The organism is Pseudomonas sp. KBN12P06040, from assembly GCF_037574965.1.
GTDB classification, from domain to species: Bacteria; Pseudomonadota; Gammaproteobacteria; order Pseudomonadales; family Pseudomonadaceae; genus Pseudomonas; species Pseudomonas aeruginosa.
The window spans coordinates 5,708,043-5,722,906 of the sequence record NZ_JBBELS010000001.1 but is presented as its reverse complement, the minus strand read 5'-3'; the positions used below and the strand labels follow the sequence as shown (position 1 = coordinate 5,722,906).

General features: G+C 64.6%; 10 protein-coding genes. 7 read left to right on the top strand and 3 right to left on the bottom strand.

Going from position 1 to position 14,864, the window contains the following annotated elements:
• Positions 1-50 precede the first annotated feature (50 nt).
• Positions 51-1,445 (top strand): replicative DNA helicase, encoded by a 1,395-nt coding sequence (dnaB, locus tag VQ067_RS27025; RefSeq protein WP_003095622.1) that lies wholly within the window; start codon positions 51-53, stop codon positions 1,443-1,445.
• A 68-nt stretch (positions 1,446-1,513) separates the two neighbouring features.
• Positions 1,514-2,605 (top strand): alanine racemase, encoded by a 1,092-nt coding sequence (alr, locus tag VQ067_RS27020; RefSeq protein ID WP_019484479.1) that lies wholly within the window; start codon positions 1,514-1,516, stop codon positions 2,603-2,605.
• 23 nt (positions 2,606-2,628) lie between these two features.
• Here alr and VQ067_RS27015 read toward each other — a convergent pair whose 3' ends face one another.
• A complete protein-coding gene (locus tag VQ067_RS27015) occupies positions 2,629-3,885 on the bottom strand; it encodes a glycoside hydrolase family 1 protein (protein ID WP_340080946.1) in 1,257 nt (418 codons plus the stop codon).
• Here VQ067_RS27015 and VQ067_RS27010 point away from each other — a divergent pair.
• Positions 3,884-5,040 (top strand): IS3 family transposase gene (locus VQ067_RS27010; protein ID WP_105446839.1). Its coding sequence is split into 2 segments (ribosomal slippage): positions 3,884-4,142 and positions 4,142-5,040, totalling 1,158 coding nucleotides; the frame shifts between segments, so codons are not numbered across the junction. The genes VQ067_RS27015 and VQ067_RS27010 overlap by 2 nt on opposite strands.
• Here VQ067_RS27010 and VQ067_RS33545 read toward each other — a convergent pair.
• Both VQ067_RS33545 and VQ067_RS27005 read right to left on the bottom strand, forming a co-directional pair.
• Entirely contained in the window at positions 5,003-5,419 is a 417-nt protein-coding gene (locus VQ067_RS33545; protein ID WP_445324205.1) for a family 1 glycosylhydrolase, read from the bottom strand. The two genes, VQ067_RS27010 and VQ067_RS33545, sit on opposite strands and share 38 nt — an antisense overlap.
• 166 nt (positions 5,420-5,585) lie before the next feature.
• Positions 5,586-7,466: a diguanylate cyclase gene (locus VQ067_RS27005; protein WP_033989941.1), complete on the bottom strand. Its 1,881-nt coding sequence runs from the start codon at positions 7,464-7,466 to the stop codon at positions 5,586-5,588.
• Between the two features lie 212 nt (positions 7,467-7,678).
• Here VQ067_RS27005 and VQ067_RS27000 point away from each other — a divergent pair, with 212 nt between their 5' ends.
• The 4 genes from VQ067_RS27000 (at position 7,679) to VQ067_RS26985 (ending at position 14,719) form a co-directional block, all read left to right on the top strand.
• The gene (locus VQ067_RS27000; RefSeq protein ID WP_003135540.1) at positions 7,679-9,922 is read left to right on the top strand and encodes a YgiQ family radical SAM protein; all 2,244 of its coding nucleotides are present in this window, start codon (positions 7,679-7,681) and stop codon (positions 9,920-9,922) included.
• Between the two features lie 261 nt (positions 9,923-10,183).
• Positions 10,184-12,682, top strand: a complete 2,499-nt coding sequence (locus VQ067_RS26995; protein ID WP_033989943.1) for a circularly permuted type 2 ATP-grasp protein — start codon at positions 10,184-10,186, stop codon at positions 12,680-12,682.
• Positions 12,682-13,617, top strand: a complete 936-nt coding sequence (locus VQ067_RS26990; RefSeq protein ID WP_023111933.1) for a transglutaminase family protein — start codon at positions 12,682-12,684, stop codon at positions 13,615-13,617. Before VQ067_RS26995 ends, VQ067_RS26990 begins: the two co-directional genes overlap by 1 nt.
• 250 nt (positions 13,618-13,867) lie before the next feature.
• A complete protein-coding gene (locus VQ067_RS26985) occupies positions 13,868-14,719 on the top strand; it encodes a mechanosensitive ion channel family protein (protein ID WP_003095599.1) in 852 nt (283 codons plus the stop codon).
• Positions 14,720-14,864 lie beyond the last annotated feature (145 nt).

The following is a 14,864-nucleotide window of genomic DNA, read 5'->3' as shown; positions in this document are numbered from 1 at the left end:
GCACCGTGCCCGTTGTTTTTTCCGCTGTTCCTTTTTCTTGCGTCGAGTCTATGAACGAGATCACCAGCCCCGAGCAATACGACCTGGAAACCACAGCCCTGAAGGTGCCGCCGCACTCGATCGAGGCCGAGCAGGCCGTGCTGGGTGGCCTGATGCTGGACAACAACGCCTGGGAGCGGGTGTCGGACTCGGTGTCCGACGGCGATTTCTACCGCCATGACCATCGCCTGATCTTCCGCGCCATCTACAAGCTGGCCGAGGCCAACCAGCCGATCGACGTGGTGACCCTCTCCGAGCAGTTGGAGAAGGAAGGACAACTGGCCCAGGTCGGCGGCCTGGCCTATCTCGGCGAACTGGCGAAGAACATTCCGTCGGTCGCCAACATCAAGGCCTACGCGCAGATCATCCGCGAGCGCGCCACCCTGCGCCAACTGATCGGCATCAGCAACGAGATCGCCGACAGCGCCTTCCACCCGGAAGGGCGCGGCGCCAACGAGATCCTCGACGAGGCCGAGCGGAAGATCTTCGAGATCGCCGAAGCGCGACCGAAGACCGGCGGGCCGGTGGGGATCAGCGATATCCTGGTCAAGACCATCGACCGCATCGACTACCTGTTCAACACCAGCGAGGCGCTGACCGGGGTGTCCACCGGTTTCACCGACCTCGACGAGAAGACCAGCGGCCTGCAGCCGGCCGACCTGATCATCGTCGCCGGGCGTCCGTCGATGGGTAAGACCACCTTCGCCATGAACCTGGTCGAGAATGCGGTGATGCGCACCGACAAGGCCGTGTTGGTGTACTCCCTGGAGATGCCCTCCGACTCGATCGTGATGCGTATGCTCTCGTCGCTCGGTCGCATCGATCAGACCAAGGTCCGTTCCGGCAAGCTCGACGACGAGGATTGGCCGCGCCTGACCTCGGCGATCAACCTGCTCAACGACAAGAAGCTGTTCATCGACGACACCGCCGGCATCAGCCCCTCGGAAATGCGTGCGCGGACCCGTCGCCTGGTGCGCGAGCACGGCGACCTGGCGCTGATCATGATCGACTACCTGCAGCTGATGCAGATACCCGGCTCCAGCGGCGACAACCGGACCAACGAGATTTCCGAGATCTCCCGCTCGCTGAAGGCCCTGGCGAAGGAATTCAACTGCCCGGTGATCGCCCTGTCGCAGCTCAACCGCTCCCTGGAGCAGCGACCCAACAAGCGCCCGGTGAACTCCGACTTGCGCGAATCCGGGGCGATCGAGCAGGACGCCGACGTGATCATGTTCGTCTACCGCGACGAGGTGTACCACCCGGAGACCGAGTTCAAGGGCGTCGCCGAAATCATCATCGGCAAGCAGCGTAACGGTCCGATCGGCACGGTGCGCCTGGCCTTCATCGGCAAATACACGCGCTTCGAGAACCTTGCCGCCGGCATGTACAACTTCGAGGACGAATGACCCGGCTTGGGTCTTGCCCGGCGGGCGCCTTACCATAGGCACCCGTTTCAGTTGCAGGACCCGATGCCATGCGTCCCCTCGTTGCCACCGTCGACCTTTCCGCCATTCGCCACAACTATGCCCTGGCCAAGCGCTGCGCGCCGCAGCGCCAGGCGTTCGCGGTGGTCAAGGCGAACGCCTATGGCCACGGTGCGCGCGAAGTGGTTACCGCGTTGCACGACGATGCCGATGGCTTCGCCGTAGCCTGCCTGGAGGAGGCCGCGGTAGTCCGCGCCTTGCACGCCAGCGCGCGCATCCTGTTGCTGGAAGGCTGCTTCGAGGCGAGCGAATACGCCCTCGCCGGGCAATTGCGCCTGGACCTGGTGATCCAGGGCGCGGAACAGGGCGAGGCGTTCCTCGCCGCCGGCCTGGATATTCCACTCAACGTCTGGCTCAAGCTCGACTCCGGCATGCACCGCCTGGGCTTCGATCCCGTCGCGCTGCGCGCCTGGCATGCGCGCCTGCGCAACCATCCCGGTGTGCGCGAACTGAACCTGATCAGCCATTTCGCCTGCGCCGACGAACGCAACCATCCGCTCACCGAGCAGCAGTTGGAGAGTTTCCTCGGCCTGCTCGACCTGGATTTCGACCAGCGCAGCCTGGCCAACTCGGCGGCGGTGCTGACCATCCCGGCCGCCCACATGGATTGGCTACGGCCGGGGATCATGCTCTACGGGTCGACCCCGCTGGCCGACCTGAGTGCCGCCGAACTGGGCCTGAGGCCGGCCATGAGCCTGGGCGCGCAGTTGATTTCGCTGCGCGAGGTGGCCGTGGGCGAGAGCGTCGGCTACGGCGCCACCTGGATCGCCGAGCGGCCGGCGCGGATCGGCACGGTCAGTTGCGGCTACGCCGACGGCTACCCGCGCACCGCGCCAGCCGGGACTCCGGTACTGGTCGGGGGACGCCGCGCGACCCTGGCCGGGCGGGTCTCGATGGACATGCTGGCGGTCGACCTCTCCGACCTGCCGGAGGCTCGCGTTGGCGACCCGGTGGAGTTGTGGGGCGCCGGGTTGTCGGTGGACGAGGTCGCCCGTGCCTGCGGCACCCTCGGCTACGAGCTTCTGAGCAAGGTTGGTGCGCGGGTTCCGCGTGCCTTCCAGTACGGACCTGGCCGCCTATAGCGCCAGGTCTTTTTTTGAAGTCGTTAACCTGAGTGCCGGCTTTGCTGGGGCAGGCACTTGTTACGCTCTTTATAATCCCTGATTTTCTCTTGGTATTTGTAATAGCTGGATTTTGGTGTCCTCGCTAGTTGTGGGCTTTCAAAGTCGACCCCAATCATTCCGAAGCGATTTCTGTAGCCGAACAGCCACTCGAAGTTGTCCAGAAGACTCCAGAATAGATACCCTTCTACTTTCACTCCTGCATGCCTGGCTGAGAGCACTGCATCAATGTGGTCAGAGAGATACTTTGCCCTGAGTGGATCTAGCACCCTATTTTCAGTGAGTTTTTCATCGTCCACTCCGAAACCGGCTCCGTTCTCCGTTATGATCAGAGTAGGATGGTCGTATTCTTTGTCTATCTGCATTAGTAGTTCGACCAGATGAGAAGGAGAGACGGGGCCGTTATAGGAAGGATACTGGTCTGGATTTGGGCGATTTGCTATTCCGAAGGGTTGGCTTGGATCGTCTTTCACCAGGGTGGGAGAGTAGAAGTTTACGCCGATGAAGTCAGGTCTTCCCTGCATGATCTTTTTCATATCATCCTGAGAGGGCTGGAACGCGGGTGCGTACTTCTGATAGAGAGTTTTTATATCTTTCGGGTAGTTTCCTTTGTAAAGCGCGTCCAGAACCCAGGCATTGTGCACAGAGTTACAGTTCCTCTTGGCTGCGCTGTTCGGGTTCTCATTATCGACACAGGGGGATAGATTCAGGGCAATACCGATTCGTCCCTTGTACCCTGCTTCCTTGTATGAGGTAACCGCTAGCGAGTTCGCCAGCAGGAGGTTGTGCATGGCCTCTGCCTGAGCTGCGCGTGACTCTACGGATAGTACTTTCTCATAGGGTGAGGGGGTCTCGGTGAGGAAGTTCTCTACCAAGGGCGTCAGGGTAAAGATATTGCCCTCCGGCTCATTGAAAGTTATGAAGTAAGGTACCTCTTCGCCAAAATTGCTGAAAATGAGCTTTGCGTAGCCAGCGAACCAGTCGGGCGATTTAGAGGAGTACCATCCACCTTTCTTGTAAAGAGCTAAGGGCATATCCCAGTGGTAAAGTGTTACAATTGGAGTTATTCCGGCTTCCTTCAAATCTTGTATGAGTATCTTGTAGTACTCGAGCCCTTTGGGGTTTATCGTCTGGCCATCGGGCAGCACTCGTGCCCAGCTTATCGAGAAACGGTACGAGTTGATCTTGCCCAGTCCCAGTGGACACCCCGTTAAGCGATAAACTGCAACGAGGTGAATCATGGCAAGACAAGCAACCCCAATGAAACAGACCCGCACCCGCCATTCCCAAGCCTACAAGGACGAAGCGCTGGCTTTGGCCGAGCGCATTGGCGTCAGCAAGGCTGCCGAACAGCTCGGCCTGCATGCTTCCCAGCTCTACGGCTGGCGGAGCAAGAAGCACCAGACTCAGTCCGGCAGCGAGCGCGAGCAGTCGCTGGCCGACGAGAATGCCCGACTCAAGCGGCTGTTGGCCGAGCACGCCGAGGAGCTGGCCATCGTAAAAAAGGCCGCCGCGTACTTTGCCAAGAGCCTCAAGTGAAGTACGCCTTCATGAGGACTCATACCGCGCATTTCTCGATCCAGGCCATGTGTCGCGTGTTGGGCGTTGCCCGCAGCGGTTACTACGCTTGGTGCTCTCGCAGGCCGTCAATGCGCCAGCGGCGAAGAGCCGAACTGGATCGGCAGGTCGCTCAGGCATACAGCGCACGCAAGGGCCGCAGCGGGGCTCCACGGCTTTGCCACGACCTGCGGGAAGCCGGCCTACCCTGCAATCGCAAGACGGTAGCCGCCTCGATGCAACGGCAAGGACTGCGTGCCAAGGCCGCCAAGAAGTTCAAGGCCACGACCAATTCTCAGCACTCCCTGCCAGTGGCAGAGAACTTGCTCAAGCAGGATTTCAAGGCATCTGCGCCAAATCAGAAATGGGTGGGTGACATCACCTACCTGTATACGGAGGAAGGCTGGCTGTATCTGGCAGTGGTCATCGATCTGTATTCACGGATGGTGATCGGCTGGGCCATGAACGAACGCATGACGGCCGACTTGGTTTGCGATGCCTTGCACATGGCGCTGTGGCGACGTAGGCAGCCTAATGACGTGATCGTGCATAGCGACCGCGGCAGCCAGTACTGCTCAGCGGCTTACCAGGAGCTGATCCGCGCCCATCACTTGCGATGCAGCATGAGCGCCAAAGGCAACTGCTACGACAATGCCTGTGCAGAGAGCTTCTTCCACAGCCTGAAGGTCGAGTGCATCCACGGCGAGCGCTTCACGAGCCGCGCCCAGATGCGTGAAACCGTGTTTGAATACGTCGAAACCGATTACAACCGCCAGCGGCGACACAGCACGCTGGGGCACATCAGCCCAGAGGCCTTCGAGGCCAGGATGTGTGCTTAAACCCGTGTCCACGGCTGCTGGGCAAGATCAAGTTGACTCCGAGTTTGCGCATCAGATCTATGTCTTTTAGATAGACGTCTCTGGATATCTGGTTCGTGGCAACATCGCCAGTGTGGCTCTCTCCGATAAGATACTTGGTAATGCCTCTATGGGTGAAGTCGTCCCAGTTCGAAGGTCCTTTCCCGTCCAGATTCCAACCGCCCTCTACCTGATAGGCCGCTGAGGCCGTTCCCCAGAGAAAGTTGCAGTTTTCCTGAGGCTTCGCAGTGGCCAGCGAGGTATCATATAGGAGCGCAAGAGAAAGAAGCGCGAGACGGTTCTTTATATTTTTTTTTAGGGTTTTTCGAAAATTTTTAAATTGGAGGAGGCTTCTTCGCATTTTTATGGTTTTTTAGGTTGGTTTATGATTGTAGGGGTCTAGGTGTTCTCGTGATATCGAGTCGATTTTTATATTTCTACTCGTTTTGAGCGTTTTACTCGCAGGTCTGGAAATCATCTTTCAAAGGAATTGTAGGATAGCTCGATATGTGGGCTGTCTCCAGGCTTCATTTGTAAGTTCGAAGGCTGTCCATGGCTTGCTCCAACTGTAGCTCCTGGACCATCGCATAGCCGGCGCGCCCGGCGCCCTTGACCCGGTACAGCGCCTGGTCGGCGGCCTTGTAGAGTTTGCCGAACTGCAGGGCGTCGCCGGGAAACAGGGCGACGCCGATGCTCGGTGTGATCACCAGCCACTGCTTGGCGAACTCCACCGGTTTCGCCAGTTCTCGCAGCAGGCGTTCGGCGATGTCGCGGGCATGCTGCTCGGCATTCGACCCGCCGACCAGCACGGCGAATTCGTCGCCGCCGAGGCGTGCCACGCAATCCTCGGTGCGCACGCAATGGCGCAGCCGCTGGGCCACGTTCTGCAGGACGAAGTCGCCGGCATCGTGGCCATGGGTGTCGTTGATCGGCTTGAAGTGATCCAGATCGATCAGCAGCAGCGCCATGCTGTTGCCGTGGCGGCGCGCGTCGTCCAGGGCACTTTCGGCGAACTCCATCAGGTGCCTGCGGTTGCCAAGCCCGGTCAGCGGGTCGTGATGGGCGGCGTACTGCAGTTGCGCTTCGCGCATCTGCAACTGGCGATTGGCCTCGCTCAGCTCGTTGGTACGGACTTCCACGGCGCGTGCCAGGTCGCGCTGGGCGCTGTGCAGCAGGGCCAGGCGCGCATTCTTTTCCTGGTCGGCCTGGTCCAGGGCCAGGGCCCTTTCCTGCTTCAGGTCCTGGATGCGCGAGGCGAGCGCCAGGGAAAACAGCAGGGCCTCCAGGGTCAGCGCCAGGGGGAAGACCATGGCGTTGGCCGAGGTCGGCTGGACCAGCGCGGTGGCGCGCATCACGCCAAGGCTGACGCTGCCGAGCACCAGGCCGAAACCGATCAGGTACAGGCGCGCCGTGGCCGAACCCTGGCGCCAGCGCTGCACTGCCAGGCCGATGGCGATCGGCAGGTTGGCCAGCAGGGTCAGCGCCAGCACGCCGGCCGCCTGCCAGCGCCAGCCGGCGGCGTTGAACGCCAGGCAGGCAAGGAACAGCAGGCAACAGGCGTTCAGCAGGTGATGGGCCCAGCGTGCGTGCTGCCGGCTTTGCAGCAGGTTCTGGCTGAAGCGGATCACGCAGATGCCCCAGATCGCCAGCAGCGCCAGGCGGTCAAGCCACCAGGGCACCGCCCGCTCGGGCCAGAAATACTCGAAACCATGGCCGCTGATGCTCAGGGTCAGCACCAGCGCGCTGGCAGCGGTCAGCACGTACCAGAAATAGGCGCGATCGCGCAGGCTGGTGAAGAGGAACAGGTTGTACAGCAGCAGGGCGAGGATCAGCCCGTAGGCCATGCCGAACAGCAGGTTGCCCTGGCTGCGGTATTCCAGCAGTTCGTCGTGGCTCCAGAGCCTCAGCGGAAAGGCGTTGCCGCCGGGATCGTAGCTGCGCAGGTAGACGCGCAACGGCCCATCGCCGGGAGGGAGCTGGAACAGCGGATGACGATAGGCGTGGTCGCGGCCCTCGGCGAAGGGCACCGCTTCGCCGCTGCGATGTTCGCGGAACCCGCCGCGCTCGTCGGGGAGGTACAGGCGCAGGTCGTGCAGGCTGGCGCTGGCGACTTCCAGCCACCAGCCGCCGGATACCGCCTCGCGTCTCGGCAGGTCGAGGCGCAGCCACCAGACGCTGCGACTGAGGCCGACGCTGGTGCGGCCGGCGGCGGCGACGAAGCGGCCGGCCTGCTCCGTTTGTTCGAGGTCCTCCACCGCCAGGTTGCCATCGGGGTCTTCGAGCAGGTCCAGCGAGCCGTTCAACCAGGCGCCGCTGGCCGGGGGCGCTGGAAACTCCGGCGCGGCGCGCGAAACGGCGCTGGCCAGTAGCAGGAAGATGACCGCGAGCAGGGCAAGAGGATGGCGCACGATGACTCTCCCGGGGGCCTGCCTTAGAGGCCGGGTGAGATGACGATGAATGGAGTATAGAAAGAAGGTGGCGAAATGATGGCATTTTTTCGAAGCCGGCCGACGGCAGGCAATACCCAGTGAAAACGTCGGAATTGCTCATTTTTTGTGCTATATTCCGCGCCCGCGTTTTCGCGACCCCCTATTCCTAGAGATACCCCCTGGTGCCCGTGATGCAAGCCGCCAAGCCGCTGTTCGACTATCCCAAGTACTGGGCCGAGTGTTTCGGTCCGGCGCCCTTCCTGCCTATGAGTAGGGAAGAGATGGATCAGCTCGGCTGGGACTCCTGCGACATCATCATCGTCACCGGCGATGCCTACGTCGACCACCCGTCCTTCGGCATGGCCATCATCGGCCGCCTGCTGGAGGCCCAGGGGTTCCGCGTCGGCATCATCGCCCAGCCGGACTGGCAGTCGAAGGACGACTTCATGAAGCTCGGCGAGCCGAACCTGTTCTTCGGCGTGGCGGCCGGCAACATGGACTCGATGATCAACCGCTACACCGCGGACAAGAAGGTCCGTTCCGACGACGCCTACACCCCCGGCGGCCTGGCCGGCAAGCGCCCGGACCGCGCCAGCCTGGTCTACAGCCAGCGCTGCAAGGAGGCCTACAGCCATGTGCCGGTGATCCTCGGCGGGATCGAGGCCTCGTTGCGCCGTATCGCCCATTACGACTACTGGCAGGACAAGGTCCGCCGCTCGATCCTGATGGACGCCACGGCCGACATCCTGCTCTACGGCAACGCCGAGCGTGCGGTGGTGGAAATCGCCCAGCGCCTGGCCCAGGGCGAACCGCTGAGCGCGATCACCGACGTGCGCGGCACCGCCTTCGTCCGTCGCGACACCCCGGAGGGGTGGTTCGAGATCGATTCCACGCGGATCGACCGGCCGGGCAAGATCGACAAGATCATCAATCCCTACGTGAATACCCAGGACACTGCCGCCTGCGCCATCGAGCAGGAAAAGGGCGTGCAGGAGGACCCGCAGGAAGCCAAGGTCGTGCAGTTGCTGGCGAACCCCAGGCTGACCCGGGAGAAGACCGTGATCCGCCTGCCGTCTTTCGAGAAGGTGCGCAACGACCCGGTGCTCTATGCCCACGCCAACCGCGTGCTGCACCTGGAGACCAACCCGGGCAACGCCCGTGCCCTGGTGCAGAAGCACGGCGAAGTGGATGTCTGGTTCAACCCGCCGCCCATTCCAATGAGCACCGAGGAAATGGACTACGTGTTCGGCATGCCCTATGCCCGCGTACCGCACCCGGCCTACGGCAAGGCGAAGATTCCCGCCTACGAGATGATCCGCTTCTCGGTGAACATCATGCGTGGCTGCTTCGGCGGCTGCACCTTCTGCTCGATCACCGAACATGAGGGACGGATCATCCAGAACCGCTCGCACGACTCGATCATCCGCGAGATCGAGGAGATGCGCGACAAGGTGCCCGGCTTCACCGGCGTGGTCTCCGACCTTGGCGGACCGACGGCGAACATGTACCGCATCGCCTGCAAGAGCCCGGACATCGAGCGGCACTGCCGCAAGCCGTCCTGCGTGTTCCCCGGCATCTGCGAGAACCTCGATACCGACCACAGCTCGCTGATCGAGCTGTACCGCAAGGCCCGGGCGCTGCCGGGGGTGAAGAAGATCCTGATCGCCTCCGGCCTGCGCTACGACCTCGCCGTCGAGTCGCCCGAGTACGTCAAGGAACTGGTGACCCACCACGTCGGCGGCTACCTGAAGATCGCCCCGGAGCACACCGAGCGCGGTCCGCTGGACAAGATGATGAAGCCGGGGATCGGCACCTACGACCGCTTCAAGCAGATGTTCGAGAAGTTCTCGAAGGAAGCCGGCAAGGAGCAGTACCTGATCCCGTACTTCATCGCCGCCCACCCCGGGACCACCGACGAAGACATGATGAACCTGGCCCTGTGGCTCAAGCGCAACGGCTTCCGCGCCGACCAGGTCCAGGCGTTCTATCCCTCGCCGATGGCCACCGCCACCGCGATGTATCACTCGGGCAAGAACCCGCTGCGCAAGGTCACCTACAAGAGCGATGGCGTGACCATCGTCAAGAGCGACCAGCAGCGGCGCCTGCACAAGGCCTTCCTGCGCTACCACGACCCGAAAGGCTGGCCGCTGCTGCGCGAGGCGCTGGAGCGGATGGGGCGCGCCGACCTGATCGGCAATGGCAAGCACCACCTGGTCCCGACCTACCAGCCGGATACCGGCGAATACCAGAGCGCCCGGCGGAAGAACTCGACGCCGGCCGGCAGCAAGAAGGCCGGCAAGCTGCTGACCCAGCATACCGGCCTGCCACCCCGCGCCAGCGACGGCGGCAAGCCGTGGAGCAAGGGCCAGCAGAACAAGGCGACGGCCTTCGCCAAGGGCAAGAAGAAGTCGCGCCAGCCGAACATCCCGCGCTGATCGCCGGGGCGGCCCTGCCGCCCGCAAAGGGTGCGTGGCTGCAACCCGGCCAGCGGTCGCGCACCGTCGCGGTGCATCGCCGTGGCGCGACCTCCTGGCCTCCCGGGCCTGGCGGCGCTGGCACAAGTCTTGCGCTTCCGGGGCAACCCGGTCTTCGCGGAGAACCGCGCTGGCGGACCCGGCAACGCCTCGTCGCTTCGCTCCGGCGGCGCGTCGCCGACTCCGCTACAGTGACCGCAACCCCAGCCCCGCGAGCCTTCGATGCCCGAGCTGCTTGCCCACTATCCGTTCACCGATACGGCCTACCATGAGCTGCTCGATCGCCAGGGTGGCGTGCGTCCCCATTGGCAGCGGCTGTTCCGCCAACTGGAGCGCAGCAGCCCTGAGCAACTGCGCCAGCGCCAGGCCCTGGTGGAACGGCAGATCCAGGAGAACGGCGTCACCTACAACGTTTACGCCGATCCCAAGGGTACCGACCGCCCCTGGGCGCTGGACCTTCTGCCGAACCTGCTGTCCGCCGCCGAGTGGCAGCCGATCGCCGCCGGCGTGGCACAGCGTGCTCGGCTGCTCAACGCGCTGCTGGCCGACCTGTACGGCGAGCAGCGTCTGCTCGCCGAAGGGCTGCTGCCCAGCGAACTGGTCTTCGGCCATCCGAACTTCCTCTGGCCGGCGCTCGGCATCCGGCCGCCCGGCGGGATTTTCCTGCACAGCTATGCCGTCGACCTGGCGCGCGATGCCGACGGACGCTGGCAGGTCCTTGCCGACCGCACCCAGGCGCCGTCCGGCGCGGGCTATGCGCTGGAGAACCGGCAGATCGTCTCGCGGGCCTTGCCGGAACTCTATCGCGACCTGCGTGTGCAGCATCTCGCCGGGTATTTCCGCACCCTGCAGGAGACCCTCGCCAGCCAGGCCGCCGGCGACGGCGAGACGCCGCTGGTGGTGCTGCTGACTCCCGGACGTTTCAACGAAACCTACTTCGAGCATCTCTACCTGGCGCGCCAGCTCGGTTTCCCGCTGGTCGAGGGGCACGACCTGACGGTGCGCGACGCCACCCTCTATCTCAAGACCCTCGGCGGCCTGAAACGGGTGCACGCGGTATTGCGGCGCCTCGATGACGACTTCTGCGACCCGCTGGAATTGCGTACCGACTCGGCGCTGGGCATTCCCGGCCTGCTCGAGGCGGTACGCCAGGGGCGCGTACTGGTGGCCAACGCGTTGGGCAGCGGGGTGCTGGAATCGCCCGGCCTGCTCGGCTTCCTGCCGCAGGCCTGTCGCCGCCTGCTCGGCGAGGAGTTGGCGCTGCCCTCGCTCGACACCCGCTGGTGCGGCGAGCCGCAGGCACTCGAGGCGATACTCGCGGCACTGCCCGACCTGGTGATCAAGCCGGCCTTTCCCGGCCAGCGCTGCGAACCGCTGTTCGGCCACGCCCTCGACGGTGCCGGCCTGGCATCCCTCGGCGAGCGCTTGCGCGAGCGCCCGCAGGCCTACGTGGCGCAACGCCTGGCGCAGTTGTCCCAGGCACCGGTCTGGCGCGACGGCAAGGCCGGCGTCGGCCTGCAGTCGCGGGCCATCGGCATGCGCGTATTCGCCGTCGCCGCCAGCGACGGCCGCTACTGGGTGATGCCCGGCGGCCTGACCCGCGTAGCCTCGGCGGCGGACGCTGAAGTGGTGTCGATGCAGCGCGGCGGCGCGAGCAAGGACACCTGGGTACTGGCCGAGCGTGCGGTCGGCGGCGAGCCGTGGCGGCCGCGCCGGCTCGGCGTGCGCGACCTGGTCCGCGAGGATCCCTACCTGCCGTCGCGGGTGGTGGAAAACCTGTTCTGGTACGGCCGCTATGCCGAGCGTTGCGACGACCACGCGCGCCTGCTGCGGGTGGTGCTGTCGCGCTACGTGGATGCCGATGGCGACGAAGAGGCGCTGCGCAGCGCCCTGGCCCTGGCCGGCGGCATCGGCCTGCTGCCCGGGGATGGCGCGCCGCTGGAGCGGCGCCTGTTGCAGGCGCTGCTCGACGAGCACTGGCCGGCCAGCCTGTGCGCCAACCTGCGGCGCCTGCACTGGGCGGCGGCGCAGGTGCGCGGGCGCTTGTCCGGGGAAAACTGGCTGGCCTTGCTGGAGCTGCAACGCGACATGCAGGCGCTCGATCCGGCACGCACCGACCTCGGCGAAGCGCTGGACTTCCTCAACCGGCTAGTGATGTCCCTGGCCGCGTTGTCCGGTTTCGCCCTCGACGACATGACCCGCGACGACGGCTGGCGTTTCCTGATGATCGGCCGGCGCATCGAGCGCGTGCGCTTCTTCGCCGAGAGCATCGCCGCCTTCCTCGACGGCGGTAGCGCCTGGGACGCCGGCGCGCTGGAGTGGCTGCTGGAGCTGGGTAACAGCGGCATCACCTACCGCTCGCGCTACCTGGCGTCGCCGCAGCTGGTCCCGGTGCTCGACCTGCTCCTGTTGCACGAGCAGAACCCGCACTCGCTGCGCTTCCAGTTGCAGGCCCTGGAGCGTTCGCTGGAGCGCCTGCACGAGGAGTTCGGCGGGCCACGCGAGCGGGAACTCAGGACCCTGGGCGAACGCCTGCGCAGCTTCGATCTGGCGGCCCTGGAAAGCCCGCTGTTCGGCGCGGCAGGACTCGACGAGGTGCTCGTCGGGCTGGCGCGACTGCTGCGCGACATCGCCGCCTGCGCCGGACAGGTCTCCGATCGGCTAGGCTTGCGCTATTTCGCCCATGTCGACGATGTCAGCCAGAGAACGGTATCCACCTGATGTCCGCACCCGCGCTTCGCTCCGTTCCGCTCCAGGGCGCCCGCTACCAGGTGCTGCACGACACCCATTACCGCTATGCGACGCCGGTCTCGCTGTCGCGGCAACTGGCGCATCTCTGGCCACGCGAATGCGCCTGGCAGGCCTGTCATGAGCGGGCACTGCTGATCGAGCCGGGGCCGAGCCGGCGCGAGGATGGCCACGACGCATTCGGCAATCCGCTGAGCCGGCTGGCCTTCGAGCGTCCCCACGAGGCGCTGCGGGTCAGCGCGCGGCTGCAGGTCGAGGTGTTCGCCCATGCGCCGGCGCAACTGGCCGCGTCGCCGGCATGGGAGCGCGTCGCCGCCGGGCTGGCATTTTCCGGGCGGGCGCTGTCCGCCGCCGAACTGGAAGCCTGCCGCTACCGCGTCGAGTCGCCCTATGTGCGCATCCAGCGGCGGTTCGTCGAGTTCGCCGCCGACTGCTTCCTGCCCGGACGGCCGTTGCTGGTGGTGGCGGCGGCACTGATGGGGAAGATCTTCCGCGAGTTCGCCTTCGATGCGCAGGCCACCCAGGTGGCGACGCCGCTGGACGAAGTGCTGGAGCGCCGTCGCGGGGTCTGCCAGGACTTCGCCCACCTGATGCTCGCCTGCCTGCGCGCGCGCGGACTGGCGGCGCGCTACGTCAGCGGCTACCTGCTGACCCGCCCGCCGCCCGGGCAGGCGCGACTGATCGGTGCCGACGCCTCGCATGCCTGGGTCTCGCTGTATTGCCCGGAGAACGGCTGGGTGGATTTCGACCCGACCAACGACCTGTTGCCTGACCTGGAGCACATCACCCTGGCCTGGGGGCGGGATTTTTCCGATGTGTCGCCGCTGCGCGGGGTGATCCTCGGTGGCGGTAGCCATGACCCGGAGGTGCGGGTGACGGTGCTGCCGCTACGGGAAACTGCCGGCTGATCAAAAAGTGATCGGCTCCGCGGAGGCCCTGCCGCCCGGGACTCCCGGACCTTTTCACCCAGGTTGTCCACAGCCTCGCCCACGCCGTTTGGGGACAACGAAGCGGTGCTCCGGCAAATTCGCGGCGCCGTGCTAGCTTTTCCAGAATCCGCTACGGACGTTGTCGGGCCAAGGGCCGGAGCCTGCCTTTCCGGTGCCAGGGGCGGTTCTCGTACGGAGCCAGACTCCTTCCTTGCGCACGGTGAGCGATATGGATGACACGACGATCGTCAACGTAGGTACCGAGAAGATCAACGCGCTCTGGGCGACGGTGTCCCAGTACGCCTTCGCCTTCGGCATCAAGATTCTCGCGGCCATCGCCTTCTGGGTGATCGGCCGCTGGCTGATCGGCTTCGCCGTCGGCATGGTGCAGAAATCCCTCGAGCGGCAAAAGGTCGATCCCACCGTGCTGCGCTACGTGGGTTCGTTCATCACGGTGACCCTGAACGTGCTGCTGGTGGTGGGCATCCTCGGTTTCTTCGGCATCCAGACCACCAGCCTGGCGGCGCTGATCGCGGCGGTCGGCCTGGCCATCGGCATGGCCTGGTCGGGATTGCTGGCGAACCTGGCGGCCGGCGGTTTCATCATCGTCCTGCGGCCGTTCAAGGTCGGCGACTTCATCTGCGCCGGCGGAGTGACCGGCACGGTCAAGGAGATCGGCCTGTTCACCACGGCGATCAACACTCCGGACAACGTGCTGACCATGGTCGGCAACAACAAGATATTCGGCGACAACATCCAGAACTTCACCCACAACCCGTTCCGCCGGGTCGAGTTGAAGGCGCAGCTTTCCGGTGCCGCCGACTACCAGGCGGCCATTGCCCTGCTCAAGCAGCGCGTCGCGGCGATTCCCAACGTGCTCGGCGAGCCGCCGGTGGACGTGGAGATCCTCGAGTTCAACCTGGTCGGGCCGGTGCTGGCGGTGCGCCCGTATTGCCACAACGACCATTACTGGCAGGTCTATTTCGATACCAACAAGGTGATCAAGGACGCCCTCGGCGCCGACTTCCCGGCACCGATGCCGGCGCAGACGGTGATCGTGCAGCAGTCCGCCGGCGCCTGACGTTTCCCGCTCGGCACCGACGCCCCGTCCTGCGGGGCGTTGGCGTTTGTGCGCGGACCGGGTGGCGGGCCGCGCGGAGAAAACGGGCCATCGGCGAGTCCAACGGGCACCCCGGCGAACAAGGTATAGTGCGGGCCTGCAACCG